The 26,634-nt window shown below is 39.3% G+C and carries 21 protein-coding genes; 18 read left to right on the top strand and 3 right to left on the bottom strand.

The window, feature by feature from the left end:
• Positions 1-2 precede the first annotated feature (2 nt).
• The 9 genes from ACN6KS_RS27045 to ACN6KS_RS27005 all read left to right on the top strand — a co-directional run bounded on the left by ACN6KS_RS27045 (position 3) and on the right by ACN6KS_RS27005 (position 10,725).
• A complete protein-coding gene (locus tag ACN6KS_RS27045; RefSeq protein WP_042192079.1) occupies positions 3-617 on the top strand; it encodes a zf-HC2 domain-containing protein in 615 nt (204 codons plus the stop codon).
• 218 nt (positions 618-835) lie between these two features.
• Positions 836-1,666: a diadenylate cyclase CdaA gene (gene cdaA / locus ACN6KS_RS27040; protein WP_060625814.1), complete on the top strand. Its 831-nt coding sequence runs from the start codon at positions 836-838 to the stop codon at positions 1,664-1,666.
• The gene (locus ACN6KS_RS27035) at positions 1,659-3,116 is read left to right on the top strand and encodes a CdaR family protein (RefSeq protein WP_094871746.1); all 1,458 of its coding nucleotides are present in this window, start codon (positions 1,659-1,661) and stop codon (positions 3,114-3,116) included. Before cdaA ends, ACN6KS_RS27035 begins: the two co-directional genes overlap by 8 nt.
• A 111-nt stretch (positions 3,117-3,227) precedes the next feature.
• Complete coding sequence (gene glmM / locus ACN6KS_RS27030; protein ID WP_094871744.1) at positions 3,228-4,568, top strand: phosphoglucosamine mutase; 1,341 nt, start codon at positions 3,228-3,230, stop codon at positions 4,566-4,568.
• A 638-nt stretch (positions 4,569-5,206) separates the two neighbouring features.
• Positions 5,207-7,039, top strand: a complete 1,833-nt coding sequence (gene glmS / locus ACN6KS_RS27025; protein WP_094871743.1) for a glutamine--fructose-6-phosphate transaminase (isomerizing) — start codon at positions 5,207-5,209, stop codon at positions 7,037-7,039.
• 214 nt (positions 7,040-7,253) lie between these two features.
• Positions 7,254-7,598 (top strand): helix-turn-helix domain-containing protein, encoded by a 345-nt coding sequence (locus ACN6KS_RS27020; protein ID WP_440960862.1) that lies wholly within the window; start codon positions 7,254-7,256, stop codon positions 7,596-7,598.
• Between the two features lie 182 nt (positions 7,599-7,780).
• Positions 7,781-8,524, top strand: coding sequence for a nucleotidyltransferase domain-containing protein (locus ACN6KS_RS27015; RefSeq protein ID WP_440960861.1), 744 nt, complete (start codon positions 7,781-7,783; stop codon positions 8,522-8,524).
• An 11-nt stretch (positions 8,525-8,535) separates the two neighbouring features.
• The gene (locus ACN6KS_RS27010; protein WP_440960860.1) at positions 8,536-9,264 is read left to right on the top strand and encodes a DUF6602 domain-containing protein; all 729 of its coding nucleotides are present in this window, start codon (positions 8,536-8,538) and stop codon (positions 9,262-9,264) included.
• A gap of 453 nt (positions 9,265-9,717) precedes the next feature.
• Positions 9,718-10,725, top strand: a complete 1,008-nt coding sequence (locus ACN6KS_RS27005; protein ID WP_440960859.1) for a restriction endonuclease — start codon at positions 9,718-9,720, stop codon at positions 10,723-10,725.
• Here the strand turns inward: ACN6KS_RS27005 and ACN6KS_RS27000 are convergent.
• Entirely contained in the window at positions 10,711-10,941 is a 231-nt protein-coding gene (locus ACN6KS_RS27000; protein ID WP_440960858.1) for a hypothetical protein, read from the bottom strand. The genes ACN6KS_RS27005 and ACN6KS_RS27000 overlap by 15 nt on opposite strands.
• Positions 10,942-11,221: 280 nt before the next feature.
• On the opposite strand from ACN6KS_RS27000, the gene ACN6KS_RS26995 reads away from it, so the two are divergent.
• Entirely contained in the window at positions 11,222-11,893 is a 672-nt protein-coding gene (locus tag ACN6KS_RS26995) for a hypothetical protein (RefSeq protein ID WP_440960857.1), read from the top strand.
• Positions 11,894-12,136: 243 nt separating this feature from the next.
• Here ACN6KS_RS26995 and ACN6KS_RS26990 read toward each other — a convergent pair whose 3' ends face one another.
• Complete coding sequence (locus ACN6KS_RS26990) at positions 12,137-12,325, bottom strand: hypothetical protein (protein WP_440960856.1); 189 nt, start codon at positions 12,323-12,325, stop codon at positions 12,137-12,139.
• A gap of 78 nt (positions 12,326-12,403) precedes the next feature.
• On the opposite strand from ACN6KS_RS26990, the gene ACN6KS_RS26985 reads away from it, so the two are divergent.
• From ACN6KS_RS26985 to ACN6KS_RS26975, 3 genes are all read left to right on the top strand, one after another.
• Entirely contained in the window at positions 12,404-13,564 is a 1,161-nt protein-coding gene (locus tag ACN6KS_RS26985; RefSeq protein WP_440960855.1) for a DUF4317 family protein, read from the top strand.
• Between the two features lie 10 nt (positions 13,565-13,574).
• The gene (locus ACN6KS_RS26980; RefSeq protein ID WP_440960854.1) at positions 13,575-15,362 is read left to right on the top strand and encodes a hypothetical protein; all 1,788 of its coding nucleotides are present in this window, start codon (positions 13,575-13,577) and stop codon (positions 15,360-15,362) included.
• Between the two features lie 134 nt (positions 15,363-15,496).
• On the top strand, positions 15,497-15,838 hold the full coding sequence (locus ACN6KS_RS26975) for a hypothetical protein (RefSeq protein WP_440960853.1): 342 nt from the start codon (positions 15,497-15,499) through the stop codon (positions 15,836-15,838).
• 913 nt (positions 15,839-16,751) lie between these two features.
• Here ACN6KS_RS26975 and ACN6KS_RS26970 read toward each other — a convergent pair.
• On the bottom strand, positions 16,752-18,101 hold the full coding sequence (locus ACN6KS_RS26970) for a hypothetical protein (protein ID WP_440960852.1): 1,350 nt from the start codon (positions 18,099-18,101) through the stop codon (positions 16,752-16,754).
• A 131-nt stretch (positions 18,102-18,232) separates the two neighbouring features.
• Between ACN6KS_RS26970 and ACN6KS_RS26965 the strand changes: the two genes are divergently transcribed.
• Genes ACN6KS_RS26965 through ACN6KS_RS26945 form a run of 5 tightly spaced genes read left to right on the top strand, consistent with a single transcriptional unit; the run spans position 18,233 to position 26,614 of the window.
• Positions 18,233-19,081 carry a TnsA endonuclease N-terminal domain-containing protein gene (locus tag ACN6KS_RS26965; protein ID WP_440960851.1) on the top strand — a complete coding sequence of 283 codons (849 nt, stop codon included), beginning with the start codon at positions 18,233-18,235 and terminating at the stop codon, positions 19,079-19,081.
• Positions 19,062-21,221 (top strand): hypothetical protein, encoded by a 2,160-nt coding sequence (locus tag ACN6KS_RS26960; RefSeq protein WP_440960850.1) that lies wholly within the window; start codon positions 19,062-19,064, stop codon positions 21,219-21,221. The genes ACN6KS_RS26965 and ACN6KS_RS26960 overlap by 20 nt, the downstream gene beginning before the upstream one ends.
• The gene (locus tag ACN6KS_RS26955; protein WP_440960849.1) at positions 21,214-22,965 is read left to right on the top strand and encodes an ATP-binding protein; all 1,752 of its coding nucleotides are present in this window, start codon (positions 21,214-21,216) and stop codon (positions 22,963-22,965) included. Before ACN6KS_RS26960 ends, ACN6KS_RS26955 begins: the two co-directional genes overlap by 8 nt.
• 55 nt (positions 22,966-23,020) lie before the next feature.
• Entirely contained in the window at positions 23,021-24,742 is a 1,722-nt protein-coding gene (locus ACN6KS_RS26950) for a TnsD family Tn7-like transposition protein (protein WP_440960848.1), read from the top strand.
• Positions 24,743-24,745: 3 nt separating this feature from the next.
• Entirely contained in the window at positions 24,746-26,614 is a 1,869-nt protein-coding gene (locus ACN6KS_RS26945; protein ID WP_440960847.1) for a TnsD family Tn7-like transposition protein, read from the top strand.
• Positions 26,615-26,634: the final 20 nt, after the last annotated feature.

Raw genomic sequence — 26,634 nt, 5'->3', positions numbered from 1 at the left:
CTATGGAATGCAAACTGGCCGTCTCTATGATGCACGACTACTTGGATGACGACTTGCCCGATCAGCAGCAGAGGGAATTGAAGGAGCATCTTCTATCCTGTCCAGATTGCCGTGCAAAGTTTAAAGAATTAGAACAGACAGATATGTTGATGTTCTCCCTAATGCATCAGAATCCTGTTGCCTCAGATGATCTTGTGAGCCGGATAATGAGTTCATTGCCAAAGACCAAGAAAGAAAATGCTTTTGTTACCTGGATCAAGAGACACCCTGCACTTACAGCGGCATCTCTGTTTCTAGTCGTAATGCTGATGAGCTCCGTAACCTTTTGGAGTCCAGATAGACAACTTGTAGTTAGAGGTGCAGATCTGGATCAAGTGGTCATCAAAGGGGATACTGTAATCGTACCTTCCGGCAAGATTATTACCGGTGACCTTACCATAGAAAATGGTAAAGCACAGGTATATGGGGAAGTGAACGGCAACGTAACAGTCATTGACGGTTCTCTGTATCAGGCTTCAACAGCTCATATTTCCGGGCAAGTCAAAAGCATAGACCAAGCGGTAAGTTGGCTCTGGTATAAAGTGACGAACATGTTCTCTGAAGTTGCCTACCGTTAAAGAAAGCGACAGTGGTTACCTTGAGCTGGAATATTATTTTGCGCCTCTTTTTCCGGAAAGATGGCGCTTTTTTGTTGCCTAAAATTAGAAAATTTAGAAAATGGGTGAGGGGCTAAACTTGCAACTGGAGCCCGAACGTTATAACCTAGATATTGATACAGATCTAACAGACATTTTACATAAACCCAGCTAATATGAAATGACGGGGGTTTTAGGCAATGAGTTATTTTACAGACTTAACATGGAAAGATTCCATTAAAGATATTGTTGATATACTGATCGTCAGCTACATTATTTATAAAGTGCTTAATATGGTCCGCGGAACTCGAGCGATTCAGCTGCTGAAGGGGATTCTGGTCCTGGTTTTGATTTGGGCTGTGAGTACCATCCTAGACCTCTATACGCTCAAATGGCTGATGAATCAAATGTTTACATTCGGTGTACTGGCGGTCTTTATCATCTTTCAGCCAGAACTACGAAGGGGACTGGAGCAGCTTGGACGAGGTAGGTTTTTCGGACGGGCTGGGGAAAGTGATGAAGAACTCAGTAAATTAATTGGCGAAGTGATTAAAGCCGTAAATTATTTATCACATAGAAAAATAGGGGCATTAATCGTATTCGAGCGAGAGACAGGCCTCAATGAATATACGGAATCGGGTATCGCCATGCGTTCTCTGGTCAGCTCTGAGCTGCTGATTAACATCTTTATACCTAACACCCCTTTGCATGACGGAGCCCTTATTATGCAAGGGAACCAGATCGCCGCGGCGGCATGTTATTTACCTTTGTCTGAGAACCCTTTTATTAGCAAGGAACTGGGGACACGGCATCGTGCAGCTATCGGGATTAGTGAGGTTGCGGACTCAGTATCTGTCATTGTCTCAGAGGAGACAGGACAGATTTCTCTGGCCATCAATGGTCAAATTGTAAGGGACATTAAGGAAGAATCAATGATTTCGAAGCTCCATCAAGAGCTGAGTGTAAGTTCATCACTGAAGGAGAAAGGTTCAACTTTCTGGAAACGGAAGGGGGACAAAAATCATGGATAAGTGGATGAACAATAACAATTTCAATAAGATTCTTGCCCTTGTGTTTGGGATTATTCTGTTTACAATGGTGCGTGTCGACACAGCACCTGTTGGACAGACCACGGTCGATACTAAGTCGAAGATTATTGAGAATGTAAAGATCGAAGAGATCGGTCTAGATAAAGATAAATATGTGCTGGAATACAAGGATGTAGATAGTGTCAGTATGGAGGTTAAGGGGAAGAACTCCGATATCTCCTTTCAGTTCTCGGACGACTATAAAGTGACCCTTGATCTAAGTAAGGTTGAGCCTGGAGATAATACGCTGCCACTCTCGTATTCATTACCTAGAGGTGTAACTCTTGTAAGAATGACTCCTAAAGAGGTCAACGTACATGTAGAGCTGCGAAATACAAAGTCTTTTCCCGTAACTTTGGTTACCAAGGGAGAACCAGCAGCGGGGTATCAATTAGGTACCCCAGTCTTGCAGCCTACGGATACTGTTGAGGTTACGTTGCCAGATAATGAGTTAAGCAAAGTGGTGAAGGTACAAGGCACTATTGAGCTAAATGGCGAGAACGAAACCTTTAAAGAGAAGAAATTGAAGCTGCATGCTTATGATAACGAAGGAAAAGAAGTGAAGGATGCCGTCATTGAGCCGGCTACCGTTTCGGTGGAATTGCCAATTACCTTGCCTTTTAAGAGCTTACCGCTGGATATCGGCTTTACCGGACAACTTCCGGGTTCTCTTGTCTTATCAAATGTGACACCTGAGCTGGAATCAGTCGTGGTATATGGTCAAGCCAATGCATTAGCTGCATTATCTACCTATGAAGCAACTGTCGATCTTAGCGCTATAGATTCTGCAGGAACGAAGCAACTGAAGGTAGAACTGAAACCTCCGGCAGGAACTGAGAAAGTAATGCCTGAAACCGTGAGCGTTTCATTAACGATTTCAGAAATTGCTGAACGGACGGTTGAAGCGGTACCCATCAAGTTACAGGGTGTCGGTGATGAGTTAGAAGGAAGTATTGTTAATCCAACAAGCAAGGATATAGCCCTTACCTTAACAGGTGCACCTACTTTGCTAAATCAATTAAATAAAGACGATATAGGTGTTGTGGCTGATGTGACTGGCCTTACTGCCGGAACTCACGAGGTTTCTTTACGGGTATCACTGCCTAAATTCATCGCACTGGCTAATTCAAGTGTGCCGCTTACGGTAACTGTTCAGTTGCTGTCACCTGCAACGCCGGTGCCTACACCTCATCCAGACACGGGTAGTGTACCTACTCCTGAGCCAAGCTCTGAACCTGTTATAGGCGATGAGGAGGCCACTGAGAAGCCTACCCATAGCGGAGAAGTTGGAGCTACAGCGACGCCTGTCCCCACGGATAGCAGTCCAGAGAATAATGGCACAGCTAACACAAGTACGAATTCCGAAAATCCTGTAGGTACAGGGGGCACGTAACCTTTTATTGAAATACGTCTTTTAGGATATGTCCCAAAGGTACACCAAAATAGTATTTAAATCATAGGATAGAACATTAAGCTAATGTAGCGTATTCAAAGGAGAAAAATAATGGGGAAGTATTTTGGAACTGACGGTGTGCGGGGAGTAGCAAACCGTGAATTAACTGCAGAAATGGCTTATAGCATTGGTCGCTGTGGAGGATATGTACTAGCGGGTAACGTGCATAAACCAAAGGTTGTCATTGGGATGGATACACGTATTTCCGGACCATTGCTTGAATCGGCTCTTATTGCTGGATTGCTGTCTATTGGGGCAGATGTAATCCGTATAGGTGTAGTGAGTACACCTGCTGTTGCCTATATTACGAGATTATTAAAGGCAGATGCGGGGGTCATGATTTCGGCATCACATAATCCGGTTGAGGATAATGGCATTAAGTTCTTTGGCGGAGATGGATTCAAGCTTACGGATGAAACTGAGCTGCGCATTGAAGAACTAATGGATGCTGAGGTAGATGAATTGCCTCGTCCTATCGGCTCTGGTTTAGGTATGGTTACGGTTGATAATGACGCCAAGTACCTCTATCTGGAGTATTTGAAGACAACCATTTCTCAGGATTTCAAGGGAATTAAGGTTGTACTCGACTGTGCTCACGGCGCAGCGTATGAACTTGCACCAAGATTGTTCAGAGAGCTGGGCGCTGAGGTTATTTCTATTGGTGCTGAGCCTGATGGATTGAATATTAATGCTGGATTTGGTTCGACACATCCAGAGACTTTGCGTGAGGAAGTATTACGTCATGGAGCGGATTTGGGACTTGCATTTGACGGAGATGCTGACCGATTGATTGCGATCGATAATAAAGGTGATGAAGTGGACGGAGACTTTATTCTCTGTATTTGTGGAGATGCAATGAACCGTGCTGGTAAGCTGAAAGATAGCACAATTGTATCAACGGTTATGAGTAATATCGGATTCTACAAAGCTACCGAGAAATTATCCCTGAACACTGCTAAAACAGCTGTAGGCGACCGGTATGTGATGGAAGAAATGCGCCGTGGCGGTTTTAATCTAGGTGGAGAACAATCTGGACATGTTATCTTTCTTGATTTTAATACAACAGGTGATGGTATTCTGACGGCTATCCAGCTGGTAGATACACTTAAAGCTTCTGGTAAACAGCTTAGCGAGGTTAAGGGCATGATGACGAAATACCCGCAGGTGCTGGTCAATGTTCGTGTACAAGATAAGACGAATTATCCTAACAACCAGGCTATCGAAGCAGCTATCGCTGAAGTAGAAGGCAAGCTAGGCGACAATGGTCGTGTGCTTGTACGTCCGTCCGGTACGGAGTCTCTGATTCGCGTCATGGCAGAGGGCCCTGATAAGGCAGATCTAGATCTTTATGTGAATCAAATTGTAGAAGTTGTTCAACGTGAATTGGTATAATTCATTACTATAACTTTATAGCCGGTGTGATGAACGAGATCGTTCGGGATCATTACACCGGTGTTTATTATTTCTTGAATGGATCGTCTAAACAGGGATCTGTGAAATTTAGGTTATTCAGCATTGCCAAAGTAATGCAAGGTGCATATAATAGATTAAGTGTCATTCTAGAAGGAAAGCGGGGATTGTGAGGTTTGCAATAGCAAGCGCCAGAGCTTGGTCGAGCGCGGGGGAGAAGGGAAAGCTGCTACATGGTTATGTAGACAAAGGCTTGAACGGATCACGGCAGACGTAAGCTGACGAGGTGGAGGTGTTCGAAATGTTCGGCGGGGACCTCCCGGTGATGCACCAGAGCCGTAAATGGAGACGGAAAATGGAAGGGCGACCTTTCACACAACGTTTTCATGGGTGCATAAGAAATATAAAAATCCATGTGTGCGCGCATCGTAAAGAAACACGGTAGTTCTGCCACGGCAGAGAAGAAGGCTGTGCATTTCATGAACATAAGATGTAAGTGACAGTTTATTTTGTTGATCCAAAATACAACAGAATATTTGCTTTTTCTCAAAAACATGCCGCACGGCACGTTTCTTTCCTTATGCCGCCACATTAAGATAACTCGGACGGGGGAAATTATAATGTGTGGTATTGTAGGATATATTGGTAATCAGAATTCGCAGGGAATCTTGGTTGAAGGATTGAAGAAGCTGGAGTATCGGGGATATGATTCCGCTGGTATTGCTGTATTCACCGGCGAAGGACTGCAAGTAGTGAAAGCACAAGGCCGTTTGGCGAATCTGCAGTCGAAGCTAGAAGGCAGCCCACTGGCAGGTAGCGCAGGTATCGGACACACACGCTGGGCAACTCACGGTAAACCATCCGATGAGAATTCCCATCCACATACGGATAACAGCATGAAGTTCTCGGTTGTTCACAACGGTATTGTTGAAAACTATCTGGATCTGAAGGAAGAGCTGATTGCTGGCGGATGCCACTTTGTCTCCGAAACAGATACAGAAGTTATTTCACATCTGATTGCTCGCGAATATGATGGGGATATCGTGAAAGCAGTGCAAAAAGCGATTACCTTTATGCGCGGTGCATTTGCATTAGGCGTCCTGACTGAATATGAACCAGATAAATTGGTCGCTGTGCGTCAAGCAAGCCCGCTCATCATCGGTCTTGGCGAAGGAGAAAACTTTATCGGGTCAGATATTCCTGCACTGCTTGAATATACCCGTAACGTATATATTTTGAACGACGGCGAAATGGCAGTCTTGACAAGAGATGCTGTCGAACTGATGACAATTGAAGGCAATTTTATTTCTCGGGAAATGATTACTGTCGATTGGGATGAAGTTACCGCAGAAAAAGGCGGCTACGAGCATTTCATGTTGAAAGAAATCCACGAGCAGCCTAAGGCTTATCGCGACACTATGCGGGGGCGTATTAATGCCGAAGGAAACAAGGTTGTCTTGCCTGAACTAAACATGACTGAAGAACAAATCAAGAATATTCGTAACATCCAAGTTGTTGCTTGCGGAACAGCTTACAACGCTGGCGTGGTAGGACGCTCTTTGATTGAATCTTTGGTTCGTATTCCAGTAGAGAATGATATCGCTTCGGAATATCGTTACCGTTCACCAATCGTGACGCCAGAAACTTTGGTTATCGTTGTCAGCCAATCCGGTGAGACTGCAGATACTTTGGCAGCTCTACGTGAAGCTCAAGCTAACGGTGCACATGTATTGGCGATCACTAACGTAGTGGGCAGCTCTATCGCTCGTGAAGCGAATGATGTTTTGGTGACCTTGGCAGGTCCAGAAATTGCTGTAGCGTCGACCAAAGCTTACACTTCACAATTGATTGCCTTCGGATTGTTTGCTCTATACTTGGCTGAGGTACGTGGTACACAAACTGAGGCACAAGTGGCTAAAATTCTAGCAGCTATGCAAGCTCTACCAGAGCAAGTGGAAGAGATTCTTGCTCAAAAAGAAGCGATCAAGGGTTATGCAGAACAAATTTCTGAGCACAAGAACCTGTTCTTCATCGGCCGTGGCGTAGACTACGCAGTTGCTCAAGAAGGTTCCTTGAAGCTGAAAGAAATCTCTTATATTCACTCCGAAGCTTATGCTGCAGGTGAATTGAAGCATGGTACGTTGGCTCTGATTGAGGAAGGCGTTCCGGTTATTGCCTTGGCAACTCAGGAAGCTGTGCTTGAGAAGACTGTCAGCAACATCAAAGAAGTGAAAGCTCGCGGCGCAGACGTGCTTGCAATCACTCACCAAGAGCATTTGACTGACCTGCTTAGATCAGTCGATCAAGTGTTTGTTATTCCTAAGACATTGCCAATGCTGACAGCAGCGTTGTCTGTAGTACCTCTGCAATTATTGTCTTATTATGCTTCTCTTGCGCTGGGTCATGACGTGGATAAACCACGTAACTTGGCGAAGAGCGTTACTGTGGAGTAGGTTATATCCTTTCCAACAAAATCGTGTCCAGTGAAATAAAAGTCGTGAACCAGTAAAGAAAGTCGTGAACCAGTAAAAAGAGTTGTGAACCAGTAAAAAAAGTTGTGAACCGCATATAAGACCAATATGGTTATTAGAACTTACTACGCCAACAGTCCCGATGAGATATTTTTCAATATCGGGGCTGTTTTTTATAATTAGTGAGGTGAGAATTGTGACTTTAGGAGGAAAAATAAAAAGTATTCGCAAAATAAACAAACTAAATCAGAATGAGTTTTCGAATATAATTGGCGTTTCCCAAGGGACTTTAAGTGAATTGGAAACAGATAAATATGCTCCATCACTTGAAACAATTCTGGCTATAAAAACCAATTTTAGAGTGGACTTGGAGTGGTTTTTATTGGATGGTACTGAAAAAGAACATACAAAACTGTTTATGACGCGATTAGATAACAGTGAGATTGATTTAATTTCAAATTTCCGGAAATTGAATACAAGAGATAAGCGAGAGATTACTGAGATAATGAAGTTAAAGATCAATCATTATAATAATCTGTGAGTGAAGAAGAGGGCTTACATGAATAACTCCATAACGGAAGATCAATAAAACACCTTCAAGAAATGGAGTATCCGATAAGATAAGGGTTGCTTGCATGGAAACTTAGAATGAGTTCCCCCTTAGAAGTAAAGATGAAATTCTAATCTATACTGGAGGTAAATATGTCGGGAGACGAGTATGTAATGCAAGTTGTGAACAAGTACAAACTACCTAATGCTATTGATACATTCACGCAAACAAACTTGATAATCCCCCTGAAGCAACTCGTAACTACATGGGCAGGTGGATGTCTCGAAGATATATATCTTTCTGGTTCAAGGGCAAAAGGGACTGCAGTCAATCTATCTTCAGATCTTGACTTATTCATCTCCCTGAAATCCATTACTAATAATACGTTAAAGGAGATTTACAATTCACTATATTATCATATCGAGCAGGCTGGATATAAAGTAAGGAAGCAAAATGTATCTATTGGTGTAAGCATCGGAGAGAAGCAAGTTGATCTGGTACCAGGGAAGAAGCGGGCAGGATTTACAAATGATCATAGCCTTTACATTAGCAAACGAGATACATGGACTCAGACCAATGTTATTACACACATTAACACAGTAAAGAACTCAGGAAGGATAAATGAAATCATTCTAACGAAGATATGGCGTAAGCTGCATAATTTAGATTTTCCCTCTATTTATCTTGAATTATCAGTTTTAGAGGCTTTAAAAGGAAAACAAACAGCTTCTCCGTCTAGTAACTTCTGGTCTGTTCTAGAATATCTCAATGATAACTTTGTAGATAAAAGAATCTTTGATCCTGCTAACACGAATAATATGATCTCTGATGACTTGTATAAATATGAAAAAGAGGCGATTCAGAGAAAAGCTAAAGAGTCCCGGGGACAAAAATATTGGCGAGATATTATTTGGTAGGAGGATAAATTATGACACAAAAGGTTAATATGAGAGAATTGTTTCTTGATATGCAGCAAGAAATGATTATAAAATTAAATTCCCTCCGAAAACATATTACACACGCTCCGTCTAAGGGAGATGCTGTTGAGTTAAGCTGGATTGAGTTTCTTAGCACTTATTTGCCGAATCGATATTGTGTGGATACTGCCTTCGTTGTAGATCATAAAGGAACATGCAGCGATCAAATTGATATCGTAATATACGATCAACAATATTCTCCGTTTGTCTTTTGTCATGCTGGAGTTAAGTACATACCTGCGGAGAGTGTTTACGGTGTTTTTGAGGTCAAACAAAACCTTAACAAACAGCATATTAAATATGCTGCTAATAAGGCTGAATCAGTTCGTAGACTAGAACGTACAAGTGTCCGTATAGTTCATGCTGGCGGGACTTACCCGGCTAGACCCCTTTTCAACATTATAACAGGTATAATAACTACCACTTCTGATTGGACTCCTCCTTTTGGGAAATCGTTTAATGAAGCTGTAGGAGCGTTAATACCAATGCAGCTCATTGACATCGGTTGTGTATTAGATAGCGGGTGTTTTCTCCTTCAGCCGAACGGAACATATGATATCAGTTCAAAGGATGAGACTCTAATTTTCTTTTTTATTAAATTATTCTCTCTTCTTCAGAATCTGGGGACTGTCCCTGCAATGGATATTGATCTATACAGCCAAGCTTTAGATTCTATTTAACTAACAAAATCATTAATGCTATTGGGCTGTTAGAAGCCTCTAGAAATGAAACTTATAAGTTGGGAGTAATCAAAATAACAGGATGTATGACTATTTTAACAAGTACCAGTGATAGTGGGCTAAGCTCAAACAGCGGATCGATGGAAGTACAGACACGCGCTGGTGTAGAAGGAAATATGGTACTAGACTGTCGAGGGCATTAAACAAACGGGCAGTTTAGCGCCGTAAAATTTTTTTTAACTCCTATAGATTCTGGGAAGCGAATAATATATAAATTTCATTATTAAAGCCTTAAGAATGCCGGTGTGTGGTAGCGTTGAACTTGACGGCGCTGGCGTAACCTCTTCAAAGCAATAGCAGCTAATACTGATTAATGTTTGATACAATAATATTTCTGAGTGATAATAATAGGATTCAATAACCTATGATTTTTTAGTTAATCGGAGGATAGCTATGTTAGATTTTTCTGAATTACCGAAGGATGGAATTTTATTTGAACAATTGATAAGAGAAATTTTAGTCAGAGAAGGTTTTGAAGTCCATTGGACAGGCGTTGGAAATGATGGGGGTAGAGATCTTATTTTTTTTGAACGTGCTAAAGGTCATCTAAGCACCTTTGAAAAAAAGTGGATTGTCTCATGTAAACATTCTATGACTGGAAAAACTATTGGGCAAGACGATACTAATTTTTCGTCTTTAAGGGATGCTTGTGAGTCTGCAGATGCTACAGGCATACTACTAGCAGTTTCCACACAACTTAGCTCTTCGGGCTTAAAAAGAATTGAAGACTTCAATAATAAACATGATATTGATATTATTTATTGGGATGGTATCGAAATTGAGAACAGACTAAATAAACCACATTGTTACAGCTTGATACACACATTTTTTCCAAAATCATCAAGAAGTTTCGGATGGAAGATTATTGAGTCAAGTAAACCATTTATGTGGATAGGTTTCTATAAAAATTATTGTTTATATCTATGCGCACGAAGCTCGTTTTCCTTTACACTGTTAAAAAACGTAGAATATATAACTGGAGAGATTGAGAAAATTGAGTTACCAAGAATGAGACCAGAAAATGATAAAATAGTGATAGGGGATTTAATCTTACCTTATCCCAGAGTTCAATTTCTCAGGCCAAGAGCATTCTACTTCGATAGTAAAACCTCCAATTTATGGGTTTATATAGATTATTTAGTTGACCACAGTGCTGATTACGAAAAAATATTAAAGCCAAAAGAACTTAAGAGATATCTAAGCAAAATTACTGATATAAAAGATATCTATATTATTTGGGATATTAAATTTGTCGAAGCCAATTTTTCTTCAGATCATTTTAATGTAGACCACAAGGATTATTATTATAGAGATATTGAGAAATTTAGATCTAGAGGACAAAGAGTTTACAGTCTAGATAGTATAAATTCATGGGAAGAGCAATATTTATTTGATTATTAAAGTGTAAGAATAATGTTTCCATTCTAGGAACACTAGACTGTGGTCTGTTGGCGCATCGAATCTAGCTGCCATTTGCATCGCCAGAGCCCTGCGACCATTGCGACCGCGGACTTCCATCATCTGACCAGCTGCAATCCAATTTGATCGTAGCGGTGTAACTGTAGGGGATACTGTGAACATTGGCAGTCCTTGCAGAGTCTTTAAGTTCTTAGACAAATGTGGCTCTTTTCAGTGCATGTCAGGAGAAATAATTTAATATAGGTTTAATCCCATTAATAGTTGAAGCAACGGAAACGATAGCGCAATAAACAGCGTTAATCTAGAGCCAATAGGATTTCAGTGGACAATCCTTTAGCCATAAATTTGAGTGCCGGTACCTCACTGGAATGAGGCTTACGCAGCAGGAGACCAGAGAATACCCTTGATTTTTTTGAAGTCGCTTCTTTTTATAATTCGAATGTCTTGAAAAAAAGTAGGGGTAGAGAAGAGGTAAATCATGAGGGACTCAAACTTTATTGGCCTGCCTCCTTATATTGAGGAGAGCAGACGTATATTTCAAGCTGCAGCCATCCTGGATGCTATTCTTATGCCTGAGTGGGAATATCGGTATTATTCGTACAATGCCCATTGGGATGAGAATCAACAAATGGCATCGATGAGGAACGGTGAAGGTGATCACTATTTTGCGCTATTTCAGCCACAAGGACTGATTATCAAAGGATTTGACCGGCGGTTTAATCAGGTGCATGAGCCACATGATGTACAGCAAGGCATGCCTGACGAATTTGAAGGATTTTTAAAGGAACCAGCCTTTATTATGGATATGACAACATTTTGCACATGGAAGCAACGCGGCCAGGTATGGTCCGCAAGCAAGGAAACGGATGCGGAAGCCTACAAACTGTTGCATATTTTAACCGGCAAAGCGGATTTTTACTATGCTTGGGCTAACGAGTATTACGAGATTTCACTGGACCATTCGCTCGTACAGCGAATATTCGCCCTGGAGCCGTTGGATGCGAAGATGCTGAAAGGTCTAAATGAAGAATTAGTAATAGCTAATCTTGAAGAGGATATTGAGGAAATAGGCTATCCGGTAAAAGGGAAGATTGAAAATTGTGAAAATGTGCCGTGCAAAAATAAATTAATGGGAACTTTAGTTCAATGAAAACAGCGACAGGCTAGGACTTTATTTTCTCATCCATGGCAGTTCTGGTTCAATTTCAAAAGTCAGTATAAAACTAATGTTATGGAGTCTGATGGTACGGCAACTCGAAAAACCGCGTGGAATATAGAGATCCAGTCTAATGCTTTATTTACTTCTGACACAAAGAAGGGGAAAAATTCTATTTTGTAGAATTAGTCAACATATTCAAGAAGAAGCAGAGAACCTTTTTTTCTTATGTTAGGTCTAATATTCGATATCGTTTTTAAGTAAAATTCGAATGTCTTGCTCAATTAGAAGTCGTTGTCCGTACTGCAAGCCCATATAAAAGCTTTTTTTAATTAACCACTTTTCTCTGTCGGTAAGTGTTGTAAGTGTCTCGGATTCATAATGATCGATCATTCGTTGGGCCAATTGTGGCACAGTTGTTTGCAAGAATATCCCTCCAAGTCTTTTGTATTATTATATGAAAGGAAATTACAATTTGTGTAAAAAAATAGGGGAGAAATGACGATGCTAGTTGCACTTAGAAATGAAATTACCCAGAAATCGTTAACATTAAATAAGTTTTATTATGCATACTGCGAAAAGAACCCTAATACGCTGCATTTTTCGCATATTTTGGACTGGTCGAAAGTGCAGAAGTCATTGGGAGCGATCATTTACAAGCAACTTGAATTTCTGGTTTGCAAAGGAAAGTTGCATGAACAAAATTATAAAAGTGATCTCACAGGTACGATATTATCGATTGATAGGTCGATCAAGGTCCCAAACGGATATGTATTTCCTAAGGATGACTCTATTCTTAACACATTAACGTCTTTAATATCTGGAACAATAACGGACGCTGATATCCAGCAAATAGGGGATTTATTAGCGTTAAAATTCCTTACTGCTGCTAAGTCTAGAACTAGTGTATTTGGCATGATTACGTTTAGTGCCAACTTAAGGGGAAGTACACAAAATTTTGTTTTTATTACACTTTGTGACCTTGAAAAAGAGTTTGAAAACTTAAGAATTGATGAAACTAAACAGGAATTAATTTGGGAATTAATTAAAAATACGTTTAAAGAGAAGAGTCTGACAAAAGGGTTGTTGTTCCCCTATATTGATCTTTCATCCACCGACGTGAACAATTTTGTTCTCTTTGATAAAGACCAAACACTTTACTGGGCTGAAGCGTTTGAATGTAAGTCTAAATTAACACCAGCAGTTGAAAAAGAAGGATTTCAAGCGATACTTAGAGAACAGGTTTTCAATTATGAAAAGCAAACGGATGAACTTTGGGTAAAAATTGGACAAGACATTTTCAATAATGACAAGGGACCGGTCAAAATTGTCACTAAAGATCATTTGAAAAAAGTTGTACAAGGAATTAGCAAACAACAATTTGCTGATGACAAATTTGATGAACAGTGGAGAACTCTCTTTAGAGATGAAGGGTACTCGCTCTCTGTGGAAAATTTACAATCAGAGAAAATGAAATTGTCGGTGAAGATGGACAAAGTGGAAATTAATGCGCCTTTGTCTGAAATGCGGAAAATGAAGCAATTCAAACATCACGACAAAGTCTATTTAATGATAAGCGGTAATGAATTGGCCAAGGTAAAAGAAATGAACTCAGAAATAAGTGAAATTACTTGGGAAGAGTTCAAAGCAATAGTCGATGAGTAGGGGGACTTCAATGAATATTGAGAACCTGGGGCGTATGATTACGAAATCAATTGAGCTTGCGGATGCGAGTAGTGAAACGGGAACAATTATTACATCTGAGATTTTTGAAATCTCGGCCTTAAACAGAGATAATAAAGAATTTTATTTTAATGAATTACAGTGGGATCCTAATCAATCATTTTTTGAATTAAACATAACAGAGGATTCGACGGGGAAAGAGTATCCATATAAAGACTCAGAAAGGGATTTTGTTATTCAAGAATCTTTGTCATTTTTGTGTGATCAGCACGATAGCATTTATTCGCAACTTCTTGAAGAAAAGGACAATGTAATTGAACCATTTCGGCGGTTTGAACTGTTAAAAGATATTCATTGTTGCGCGGACTGCAACTATCAGTTTAAATTGATATTTAAAGTAGATAAGGAAGACTTGTTACGCAAGTGGCTTGCAAGTAAAGGAATCAATTATACACAAGATATTGATCTTTATACTTGGACTTCCCTAACCAAGTTTAAAGAACAATTTAATCTTTTGAATTTCATGAAAAAGAAGCCCAAACCTCAACTTCTTCTTTTACTAAGTGAAGATAAGTTGAACTCTTCAGGCTTTATTAATTTTGTTGGATTAAATTCAACACAAAACCGAGATAAAATAAAAGACATTGTTGAGAATCTTGTAATCAAGAAAAAAGAACTTGATAAGAACATTGAAAAACAAAATAAGCTCACTAAGAAGAGCGAAGGGATTTTTTATTTCCCTCCAGAGTTTTGGCTGGAAGAAAACACACTGGTGCTCTCTTCTTTCTCTGAATCCAAAAAAGAGATTTTTCAAGTACATATCGGCTTTCTAATTTCTCTATGGCAAGTTGTCGCTGATAAAATATCCATCCATGAAAATGGACTGAAATTTACTTTGGATAGAGAAGTAAAGATACAAACTCAAATGCATTACATCGATCAAGCTTGGAAATTGGATGAACATGAGCTTGAACTAGAATCAGAACAAGAAGCACAGCAAATGGAGTTTTATGAGAAATGTATTTATTCAAAATATGCAGAGTCAAATTATAAATTATTAAGAACAACTATTATACTTGCTGGGGATGAATCCCTCTTAAGCATTATTTATAATACTGGGAAGTTAATTCGCTACTACTCTTATCAGTTTGAAAACCTAATGAATGACAAGCTTAAAGAGCAATCTGAGGTTGTTAAATCTCTCATAAATGCAACACAAGCCTTAAAAAGCAAGTTAATTCAGGGTATCGATGATATTAATAAAAATATAACAAATGTGATTACTGTTTTGTTAGGTATTTTAATTTCCTATGCAACCATCTACGGAAAGACCACATCAGCTAACGGCCATGAGTTTATCATCTCAGTTTTTGTTTTATTTTCTCTAGTTTATATACCCATACATAAATATAGGGTTATTCATTGCATAGAGATGGGGAACAAAAACCTGACTGAATTTTATAACGATATTGCAATAATTTATAAAATCTATGATTATGATTTTCAAGATATGATCAAAGTAAAAGAAAGCAACTTGTTAGCAGAGAAAAAACTAAAAAATGCTGCTCTGATTAATTTCCTCATATTCATCATAATGAGTGTAGTTGTATATCTATTTACAAGAAAATTGCTCAATAGCCATTATAAAAACACGGCTTTCAACGGTTATTTACAACTAAATGAATTGTTTTGGATCTACAATTCCTTGCTTTTTGTAACTACAATAGGGCTCATTATCTATTTTGTTTTGCAAAAAAGATTAATTAAAAATCATAAATAACTAGCTAATTAGGGCTTGCTGAACAAACAAAAACAACAGTAATAACAAGGATGAGAATCATGTTTTGTCGAAGTAAGATGCAAGGAAACCGGTAGCCAGTCAGGTAAAATACGTGCATCTGGAGGACGAAATTCATGTTTCAGCGCAGTGAAGGCCAATTGTTTATGCCAGGAGATTTTCTCTTGCCGTTCGGCCGAAATCTGAGCGGAGACAACTGGTGGGTCTTGCTCGTCGCGATGATTTCGTGGGCGAAGTTCGAAGAGAAGTACGTGAAGGCATTCAAGAATAGTTTGAAAGGGCAGAAGGCCTTACCTGTTCTTGTCGCTCTGGGCGCCCTCATCATTCAAGAACGTTTGGGAACGGATGACCGTAAAACCTTGCAGCAGATGCTGAAGGACCCTTCCTATAGTACTATTGGAAGAATCAAAACGACATTCATCGGCAATTCGATACGATCTTCCGGGAATGTTGAATGATGGTCATCAGGTAATCACGAGCACAGGTTCCGACTGCACCTTCGACATCGAAAGGCTGTCTTGTATTATTCTACAGGCAGTAGCAAAGGAAAAAGGATACTTCCATCGCGTGTATGCCTGCTAGCACAGGCCGTACCGGAAATATCCCCTTCATTATCGTCATTATATCCGGCAACTTCTGGACAGGCAATCCCACCAGCTTCGCGGCGTTATGCTTCAGCAGAAACAGTGAAGACAAACTTATAATTACTAAACATTTAGAAAAAAGCGGTTTTTCGGATTTTATCTATGGAAAATTAATTATACTAGAATAGTGGGAACGGACAGCTACCTGTACAATCCTAAGTTAAAAGTTTATACATCTTTAAAATATCCGATAACGGATAAAATAATGAATATTGAATATTAAATATAAGGGATGGGAATAAATGTGCATATAAAAGTGAGGAGGATAGTTATTCATACTGAATTTAAGGCATTGGAATTATATGATTTTGCTGAGGTCACATATTTGGGGATTCTATACTTGTTCAAAAGCAATTAGAGAACGCTGGTTTGAGAAAGCTCTAATAAATGTTGGATGGAATATACGGATTCGTTTTACACCTAACGACATGAAGGTCATCTACATTCAAACTGAAAACAACGAATTCGAAGAATGTAGGATAGTCGTTAGGGATGCACTACAGGGAGTTGAATTGGAAGAGTATCTCCAAACCGTTCAATTGATGAAATTAGTGAAAAAAATAATTAATAAAGATATCTAGGGGACTAAATGATTGGAAATATAAAAAAACACCGGGAATAGGTTGGCTCCTGATCCGGTGATTTTTCCTTCGTAGATAATACTTGTGGTACCCGTGGATTTTATAAACCGCAATTTTTCATTATCCCGTCGATAGTATGCAACAAATTATCGACTTTGATACATCTGGGCTAAATCAAATAATGAAGAATCACTTTCATTTTCTAATTTCCAGTACTTGGTGCCATTTAAATGATGCTTACGCAAATGTGTTTGCTTAGCCAGCTCAATAAGAATAATAGAGGTTAATCTAGAGATAGAATATAATTTTTCGTCATAATCCCATTTTACTGCCGGCTTGCCGTTGCGAATAACTACGGTGGCCTGACATATAGATTTCTCCAGAGAAGGCCCAGAAATATTGTCAGATATGATTAGAACTATTCGATGCCCCTCTTGTAGAATTCTTTTCTCATACAATAGTTGGAGTGTGTTTGTTCTCCTTTTGAACAGTGGTTCCTTGATATGTTTGACATCTGTTTTAATAATTTGTAAAAACTCGTCGAATACTGTGCTCGATTTAATCAGTGAAGAGTTTGACGGGAGACCGATAGCCCTCTGTGATTCTACATTCATGGCGAAATTAGCTTTAGGTAATTTACCATTTATGAGAGCTGCGATTATTTCGAAGTGTTCATTCGAAGAACGCAGAGTATGCCAAGTCAACAGCCTTATATGTTTATTCTCGGCTATTGTTTCGAAAATCCAAGGCTGCTGGTCGAAGAGCCACTCCATATCATTCATTATTGTCGTGAGAAGTCGGTTAACCGTTTCAGAATTTTCAGATTTGTTAAGATCGGTTTCTATAGATAGCCAGCCTGCTTTTATTAACTTCCTTTTATTCCGAGGATTAAATGTAAAATTAACACGGAGTGACCCTCTAATAAAACCATCGGGATCTCTGTAGAAAAACTTTGCTCCTCCTGAAAATTCGTGATGAATATCCTCAAAGAAACTGAATACTGCCTTCCAGTTCCCCGATATTATTTCCTGATAATTCTTTGATTCAAATAATCCTTCCAGCATACCTTTCAATATCTGATAATCTTCTTCAGATTTCACTCTTTTACAGAGCTCATGATGAAAGTTTGCATAGTCCTTCTCGTATTCACTGAAATATGGTAATTCAATGGGTTTAAGAATCGAGTCAATGGATGTGAAGAGTTCCTTTATTTTAGTGTTTTTATCTGGATGGTTAAAAAGAAGCCAAGGAGGTACTCCAAGAAAGTCTGCTGCATCTCTAATTCTTGGATAACTAACCGTTTTGAGGGTTTTATTTATTTTGGATGGCCAACGTGTTGTATCGTTAATGGCATCACAAAGAAAACGTATAGAACAATGGTTCATGCTATCCAGTAGCTGGTGTACAAGCTCTAAATCTACCCACTCAACATAAGCTCTTTCAAATTCCTCTCGCCATCCAAAAGGTTGTGTTTCATAAGCTTCTAAGTTAACCATCTCTTATCTTCCCCTATACTTACTATTTCTGCGCCATTTTTGCTAATCATTGCGCCACTTAATACACTGTTTATTTTCTATACTACTATTATTCTCACAATATAAAAATATAAAAAGAAAAGGTGCATGAAATGAGCAAGCGTTGCAGAAAGACTACTCCGGCAGTTATTGAGAAGCGATTAAAAGAAGGTAGAGGAAGAGGGCATTTCGCTGAGTATAAACCATGGCTTACTATTCATGATGTTCCATCCTTGGGGGTTGTAACTCGAATTATGGGTTGGAAAAGTAACCGTCTGCATCACTACTTTTCCGAACATTTCGAATTGGCGCATCATTATCAAATGGAATGGTCGTCTTTAGTTTGTGATATACGTGAGCAGTATCCACTTCTTCCTCTGGAAAAGACGCTGTTTATTGCTGACAAGCTGAACATTAAGCACCCTATAGACCCAAAAACAAAGCATCCTATTGTTATGACGACCGATATGCTGTTAACCGTACGTGACAATGATGATGTCCGGTTTGTTGCCCACTCCATTAAGCCAAGATCAAAATTAAACAAAAGAGTTCTGGAAAAATTGGAGATAGAAAGGGTATTCTTCAAAGACATCGGTATTGATTGGATGCTTATTACAGAAGAGCAGATTAATTATGAGCTTGTTAAAAATGTCGAATGGTTACATTCGGCTAAGCAGTTAGACGATTCTCATATCACTAATGAAATGGTAGATAGAATAGAACCGGTGCTTTTCAAGGAAATCGAAAGATCAGATAAACCGTTGGCGAAGAAAACTCTAGAGTTTGATAGAAAAGAGGAAATGAAACCAGGTACAAGCATGTTCATTGTTAGATATTTAGTAGCAAACCGGATTTGGATAGTTGATATGAGTAAAAGGATCATCCCGACACTTATGCCCTTAAAGGTAATTCATAACCATTATTGCACTGGGGGGGAGTCCCATGGAATTGTTCGTGAATAATCTTTTTGATCGACGGGATCAAGATGTTAAGTTAGTTGATTGTGAAAGAATTCTCTGGCTAGACCACAGCAAAGATTTAGTTGTGACGATTTCAATCATCGATAAGAAGGGGCTTCCTATGCTAAAGAGTCTGTCTTCAATGGAGCTGGAAATTGAAAACGGTACTTTAACAAAGCGTGAATACGACCCCTATTCTAATTTCATGGTTCCCGATACAAAACTCACCGCTAAGGAGATTGGGCTTAGAGACCAAGCTTGGGAAGTTATTCGTGACATGGTTGAAATCGAGCCTAACATATTTAACCCAACCGAAAGGTACCAAATGATTAAGAAGGCAAATGATGATACCGGTAAAGGGAAGAATCTCTATTATAAATATCTTCACTATTATTGGACGGGGGGCAAAATGGTGAATGCCTTGCTTCCTCGCTTTCGGAAATGCGGTAAACCTGGACATAAAAAGAATCCAACTAAGAAAATGGGGAGGACTAGAGAAACAAAAAAGTCGGTTAGTCCTGAGATGGAGGGAGTAATTGTGAGCGAAGGGACTCGCAAAATATTTGATAAAGTCATTCGTGATGTTTACTTAAAGATTAATCGACGGGATTCAGTGAAACACACTTATATTCAGATGTTAAAAAATCATTATCAAATTGGAGTGGAAATTAGAGGTAAGGTCGAAATTCCAATTATACCTCCTGAATACAAAGTTCCAAGCATAGCGCAGCTACGGTATCACATTAGAACAAACTATTCCAAACAGAAAAAATTGATAAATAGAGAAGGGGAAGTAACCTTTAATAGAGATTTTCGTCCATTATTGGGCTCAGAGACTCGAAGAGCAAATGGACCTGGTGAAATCTTTGAGGTAGATGCTACTGTAGCTGACGTGTATTTGGTTAGTTTGGATGATCCAAACCTGATAATTGGCAGACCAGTCGTTTATATTGTTGTGGATGTATATAGTCATATGATTGTCGGGTTTTACGTAGGCTTAGAGGGACCTTCCTGGCAAGGTGTCATGATGGCTATCGAGAACACAGTTGTTGAAAAAGTCGATTTTTGTGCACAGTACGACGTTACGATAGAGTCTGATCAATGGCCCTCTCACCATATGCCGGATTGCATTTATGCGGACCGAGGAGAGATGGAGAGTAAACAAGCAGATTCACTGGGCAAGGCACTTGGAATCAAACTAAAAAATGCACCACCATACCGTGCAGATTTGAAAGGAATTGTTGAGCAGCAGTTTAGGACGCTAAATTTAACACTTCAACCTTGGATGCCGGGAGCAGTTAAAAAAGAGTATACAAAAAGAGGCGGCCCAGACTATGTATTGGATGCTAAGTTGACACTCAAAGACTTCACTGCCATGTTTATTGAACAAATTCTTTACCGAAATAATTCGCATTACATGGAGCATTACCCCTTGGACAAAGCCCAAGCCTTGGATAAAGTTAGGCCAGTAGCCCGGGACCTTTGGAAATGGGGGGTGGCTCATAATCATTATCTTAAGGAAACCCCCCCTGACATTGTTCGGTTAAATGTTTTACCGGAAGCTAACGTGACCGCAAGTCGAGAAGGGATTTATTATGAAGGGATGTACTATGGCTGTGAAGAGTTGATACGCCAGGGGTGGTTTATTAAAGGAAAGTCCATAAAAACCATAATTGCGTATGACAGAAGGTGCATGAATTTTGTGTATGTAAAAATTGAAAACGGTAAGGGTTTTATTAAATGTGCTTTGTTAGATAAGTCATCAAGATACCGTAATCTATCACTTGAAGAGATTAAAGAACTTCGCTACCAGGAGAAACTAAATCGTAATATCTACCGATCTGAAGAGTTACAGGATGAAGTTGCCTTGCACGCAAAGCTTGAGGCAATTGCAGAGAAAGCCAAACAACGCATGGCAGAGGAAATAGATACTTCACTAACTAAAACTGAACGTAAATCTGGTATACAGACCAACAGAGCGGATGAGCGTCAAAAAATACGTACGGCTCAATCATATGAGCTCGACAAATCATCTGAAAGTGAAAAGGAATATGAAGAGAAAGTAACCCCTATCGAAACATATCGGCCTAAATCCAAATTAGGATTGTTGGCAAGTGTAAGGGAGGATCAGAGTAATGGGTAAGAGAGTTATTCAAGAAACCAAATATTTATATACTCCAAGCTTGATAGGCCGACAAGAAGAGGCTAAGTATAAACACCAGGATATTCCCGCCTATAGGGATAATCCATTTATAGAAGCATTGCCTCCTATTTTTGAAGATCAACATGTGATTTTAAATATTGCAAAATACCCAGACTATAACGATGAACAGCGAAAACTTAGTAAGCAAGTAAGATTACATCTAGTACAACAGATAGCTGATTATGTGGAGCCATTGCCGTCACAACTCCTCGTAGAACAGCGACTATCGAGGTTGATTCGTCATGGCTATAGGGCAAGGAGCCCATTTGCTGCAGAATCAATTCGGCAATTTAATATAGGGTTTAAGAATATCCTTGAAGCAGGTGTAGATTCCACAGGAATGAATTTGGCTGGAGTAAGATCAACAGCAGCTGGATTTGCGATTCTTGGTGTTAGCGGGCAAGGTAAAACGACTGCAATCGAAAGTTCTTTGCTGTTGTATCCTCAAGTGATCCACCATGTTTCTTATAAGGAACAACCATTTATTCGTAAGCAACTGGCATGGCTTAAATTAAATTGCCCTTTTGACGGGTCTTTAAAGGGGTTATGTTTGAATTTCCTTCAGGCCATGGATTCCCATTTAGGAACGAATTACTTCCAAAAATTCGCCTCAACAAGATCATCTGTTGACATACTCATACCAATAATGGCACATTTGGCTACGCTTCATGGAATTGGAGTTCTAGTTATTGATGAAATACAAAACTTGAGTTTCATGAAAAGTGGTGGAGCCGAGAGAATGCTGAATTATTTCACACAGCTAATTAATACAATTGGTGTTCCGGTAATACTCATTGGCACGTTTAAGGCTATGCGGTTATTATCCGGATCTTTCAGCCAAGCAAGAAGAAGTACCGGGCAAGGTGATTTGATTATGGACCGGTTAACGGAGGGGGAGGAATGGAGCTATTTCATCGAGTCATTATGGAAATATCAGTGGACAGCAAAATCTTCGCCCTTGACAGATTCTATAAAAAAAACAATGTATGATTTGTCCCAAGGAATTGTGGATATTGCAGTTAAGCTTTATATGCTTGCTCAATGGGAAGCAATGGAGGCTGAAGATTCAAAGGGTGAGAGAATTACCGTAGGGCTGTTGAAATCTGTAGCCAAGCAACATATGCAACTTGTTCAGCCACTATTGAAGATATTGCGTCGAAATGACCCTGAACTTCTATCACTGGTGGATGATTTGTATCCTGAATGGAACGTGTTGGATCAATTTCTTAAAAAATCTGAAGAGAGAGTGAATCTGCAAGGGGAAATCAGATCTAAGATTAATAGAGAAGAAAAACTAGAGTATGACCAAGATATATATATTGAGTTGATTAAGACTGCTATAGATTTTGGTGGTTCATCTAAGGATGCCGAAGAAATTGTGCGGATGTTAATGCAGTCTAGTGAGGCCGAGAAAGATATTGTGGATCTGAGAAAAAAAGTAGTAGAAATGGTATCATCGCTTGCTGCAGCAGAGAAAGGAAATGAGACCATGAGCAGTGTGATAGAAAAAACTAATGAAACAACATCAAAAACGAAAAAAATGCGAGAACCTTCCGTTAACCTTGATGAAGATGATTTGCGAAACGCAGCGAAAGTTACTAAGGGAGCGGATGAAATTTACGTGAATTTGGTAGGTATGGGGAGCATACCTTCATCTGATGATATCTCTAAATTGATCGTATAAGGGTTATATTAACGAAGTGCCTAAATGAAAAACTAGCAATAGAAGCTAGGAAAGGGTGGTTCTATTGCTAGCTCATTTCCCCACACTCTATACAGATGAATTGCTATATAGCGGTATATCAAGATATCATCTGCGGTCCGGAAATCGAACACAACAACAAACAGTGGAGGATTTATTTGGTGAACGTGTGGTTTGCGCGACTGCAGACCTCCCAAGTCATCTTAACAGGATAGCCAACCGGTTGGGGGGACAATACACGGTCGACCAATTAATCCGACATCATACGTTATTTCCGTATTATTCACTTTATCTACAAGATGAAATATGTGCACATATAGAATTGTTAATGGCTAATGACACTGAAACAGGAGTTGTTCATGCAAGTTTAGGATTGCTAGCAGGGCTTATCAAGTCACCTAGTCACCTTAAATATTGTCCTCAGTGTTATCGGGAAGAAATTGCACAACTAGAACCTTACTGGCATCGTTCTCATCAACTTCCTGGTGTTGTTATTTGCGAGAGACATAAGGTCCCACTGATCCTGAGTAATATTATATTTTCAACACGTGATCATAAATTCGCGTTCAATTCAATTTTACTTGTGGAGAAGAGTGGTATCGATAATTTCGTGTTTGCCCCCTCTTGGGAGAAACATCTTCAATACATCGTAGAGAAATCTGCAGCAATATTACAGTCCCCTTCAAACCGAAAAGCCCCGTGTTATAAGAATGTTCTTTATAAATGGGGATATCTTACCGCCAGCGATAGTGTCAGAAGTAAAGAGCTGATCGCTGATTTCAGAGAGTTTTACAGCGATCAGTTCCTTCACTTTCTTCAATGTGGTATTGCTACTAAAGGATCTGATACATGGCTACATAAACTAATCAGGGGGAGCGGTGAGATTACGCAACCACTAAGACATTTGCTACTATGCAGGTTCCTTGGTGAATCTATAGAGATGTTAAAACCACCTGAGCAATTTAATTCATTTGGACAAGGTCCTTGGCCGTGTTTGAACAAGGCTGCGGATCATTATAAAGAAGAAATAATTGAAAAATGCATCATTACTCGTTGCACTAAGACTGGGCTGCCTGTTGGAACATTCAGTTGTTCATGTGGGTTTGTATATTCCCGGAGAAGGGCAGAAACTGGTACGTCTGACATATTAAAAATTGGTAGGACTAAAGTGTTTGGGGAAGTATGGATTTCACGGCTGAAGGAGCTTAATGAGACTGACAAGTCTCTTCGTAAAAAGGCAGTCTTGTTAGGAGTTGATCCTGCTACTGTGAAGAGACAAACGGAATTATTGAAAAATCCCCTAAGTGTTAAGCGTTGTGTTGCTCATAGCAAAATTAGTGTGGAAAAAGTGAGGAGAAATAATACCCCCAAAAAACATGATGTATTTAGAGTGGATTGGGGACAAAGAGATGAGCTTCTTTATAGGGAAGTGAAAGATGCTGTTGAAAAACTACGTGCTTCTGATGAGCCATCAAGAATTACTGTCAGTTCAATTGCTAGAGCAATCAGTACCACGGGTTTATCAAATAAAATTCTTAAGAAGAGCCTTGATAAGATGCCAGCCACAAAAGAGCTGGTTCAGAAATCTATAGAAAGCACTCAAGGATATCAAATTCGAAGGTTGTTGTGGGCGGCAGAAAAAATTGATGATGAGGGGGGGATTTCAGGATGGCGCCTGCTAAAGCTTGCGGGATTGAGCAATCCTTTGCGTCAGCCTGTTAAAAAGGTCTTTGATGAACTATTAAACAAGGGAGTATAGAGCATGACTCAATTGGCGTACTTTCCAACCCCACTTCCAGGTGAGGATTTTCGAAGTATTTTATATCGCTACCATTTACAAGCAATGAACAAAGAAATAACAGATACCAATATCGAGTTGTTCGGGGCGAAGTCGGAATTCACTATATTTCCACGAAATTTAGGGTTATTACTAAATAAACTCCCACAAGGTTTTCTTTCTTTTGAATCTGTTATTCAAAATCATACCTTGTTACCATGGTTTCTGCCCTTTCTTCCTGATAGCCACAAGGATAGGGTTATAAATGAGATTAAAAATGGCGGCAATTTAAATGAGAGTTCCGTCGGAAAGTTGGCTGGAAATAAATATGGTAGATGTATAGATGTTGATATTAAGTATTGCCCACTATGCCTTGAAGAGGATGATTCGGAATACGGTTCAGGATACATCCACCGCGAACATCAATTTGCATTTATTCACAAGTGTAATAAGCATAATATATTGTTGGTCAGCGAGTGTAGGTGCGGTTGCAAGCTTGGATATGGTGGAATTAAAGGGGAATGTAGCGCCGGCCACCGAGTGGAATTGCAAAAAGTTTCGTCAGAGAGTGTAATGCAAGATCAAATAATAGAGGATCTTGAAGCAATAGTTTTCCAAAAAGATAAGTTATCACTGAGTTTCATACGACAACGACTGGTGGAGCACCTTTTCTATAAAGGATATATTTCCTCTAACGTTAAGATTCGTCGGAAACTTTTAGTGTCTGATTTTCTCAAGTATTATTCATTAGACCAACTATTAAGTATGGGACTAACTGAAGAATATATTATGCAAAGAAATACCTTTGAAAGAGTGCTTTGGAAAGATTCAATTACTTGTATCAATCTATCGATAATGCTTTTGTTGTTTCGGTTTATAGGCGGGTCGTTTTCTAAATTCATTTCTAGGTCTAATCCATATGCTTTGCAAATCCCCTTTGGTTGTGGACCGTGGTATTGTGAGAACAAGTATTGTCCAGATTATAGGGAGTTAGTTATTAAGCAAATTAGACGGGTTGACAATAAGCATAGAGGTGTATCAGGCATATTTAAGTGTCCGACTTGCGATACGGAGTATAGGAAGTTTTGGAGCTGGAAGAACCAAGTAAATATTAAAAAACTTAATCTATACTCATCAGCTGAAAAAAGAAAAAAAGTTATAGAGTTCTTTCGAAATGGTTGTCCAATTAATGAGATAGCGAGAGAACTTTACTGCTCGGAGAATACACTTAAAAAAATAATAAAAAAACAAACTGTAAACATCGAGAATTGCACTACTTTCGAGCCCAAGCATCTCGCAAAAAGAAATGCTTATCGCGCTAGAATAGAGAAGGTCATGAAAAATGAGCCGAATCTTAGTAGAAATGAAATATGTGCCAGATGTTCAGGGCCTTATCAATGGCTTAAAAAGTTTGATACAGAATGGTTAGAAAAACGGCTCCCAGAATCAAGGTCAACAACTAACTTTAAGTGGGAGAAAGTTGATGAAGCAATATCTAAACGAGTAAAGGAAGTTGCAGCGGCATTAACAGAGACAAACCCGTCTACGAGAGTTGGCACATATTCTATTTTAAATGCTTTATCAAAAACGGAAAGTGGTCGGATCAAGAATTATAGCAAATTTTTGCCGAGGACACGTAAAACATTAGAGGAAGTTGTTGAAACTAAAGAACAGTATCAAATCCGCCACTTACCAGCATTAGTTAGGCAACTGACAACTCATTATAATTATAAAATAGTCACACTAGAGATTATTCAGTCATATCGAAGGTCTTATAGAGATATATCACTAGAATTACAAGAGAAGCTATCTTATGAATTGAGCATAATACAAGGCGATCTGGATTACTGGTAAAGAACGACTCAAAAACTAAA

This window comes from Paenibacillus nitricinens, from assembly GCF_052056485.1.
GTDB lineage: Bacteria > Bacillota > Bacilli > Paenibacillales > Paenibacillaceae > Paenibacillus_AQ > Paenibacillus_AQ nitricinens.
Note: the sequence above shows the minus strand (reverse complement) of the source record. Positions and strands in the feature narration are given on the sequence as shown.

Coding starts and splice junctions, on each gene's coding strand:
- ACN6KS_RS27045 (WP_042192079.1), top strand. CDS start 3: ATGGAATGCAAACTGGCCGTCTCTATGATGCACGACTACTTGGATGAC.
- cdaA (WP_060625814.1), top strand. CDS start 836: ATGAGTTATTTTACAGACTTAACATGGAAAGATTCCATTAAAGATATT.
- ACN6KS_RS27035 (WP_094871746.1), top strand. CDS start 1,659: ATGGATAAGTGGATGAACAATAACAATTTCAATAAGATTCTTGCCCTT.
- glmM (WP_094871744.1), top strand. CDS start 3,228: ATGGGGAAGTATTTTGGAACTGACGGTGTGCGGGGAGTAGCAAACCGT.
- glmS (WP_094871743.1), top strand. CDS start 5,207: ATGTGTGGTATTGTAGGATATATTGGTAATCAGAATTCGCAGGGAATC.
- ACN6KS_RS27015 (WP_440960861.1), top strand. CDS start 7,781: ATGCAAGTTGTGAACAAGTACAAACTACCTAATGCTATTGATACATTC.
- ACN6KS_RS27010 (WP_440960860.1), top strand. CDS start 8,536: ATGACACAAAAGGTTAATATGAGAGAATTGTTTCTTGATATGCAGCAA.
- ACN6KS_RS27005 (WP_440960859.1), top strand. CDS start 9,718: ATGTTAGATTTTTCTGAATTACCGAAGGATGGAATTTTATTTGAACAA.
- ACN6KS_RS26995 (WP_440960857.1), top strand. CDS start 11,222: ATGAGGGACTCAAACTTTATTGGCCTGCCTCCTTATATTGAGGAGAGC.
- ACN6KS_RS26985 (WP_440960855.1), top strand. CDS start 12,404: ATGCTAGTTGCACTTAGAAATGAAATTACCCAGAAATCGTTAACATTA.
- ACN6KS_RS26980 (WP_440960854.1), top strand. CDS start 13,575: ATGAATATTGAGAACCTGGGGCGTATGATTACGAAATCAATTGAGCTT.
- ACN6KS_RS26975 (WP_440960853.1), top strand. CDS start 15,497: ATGTTTCAGCGCAGTGAAGGCCAATTGTTTATGCCAGGAGATTTTCTC.
- ACN6KS_RS26970 (WP_440960852.1), bottom strand. CDS start 18,101: ATGGTTAACTTAGAAGCTTATGAAACACAACCTTTTGGATGGCGAGAG.
- ACN6KS_RS26965 (WP_440960851.1), top strand. CDS start 18,233: ATGAGCAAGCGTTGCAGAAAGACTACTCCGGCAGTTATTGAGAAGCGA.
- ACN6KS_RS26960 (WP_440960850.1), top strand. CDS start 19,062: ATGGAATTGTTCGTGAATAATCTTTTTGATCGACGGGATCAAGATGTT.
- ACN6KS_RS26955 (WP_440960849.1), top strand. CDS start 21,214: ATGGGTAAGAGAGTTATTCAAGAAACCAAATATTTATATACTCCAAGC.
- ACN6KS_RS26945 (WP_440960847.1), top strand. CDS start 24,746: ATGACTCAATTGGCGTACTTTCCAACCCCACTTCCAGGTGAGGATTTT.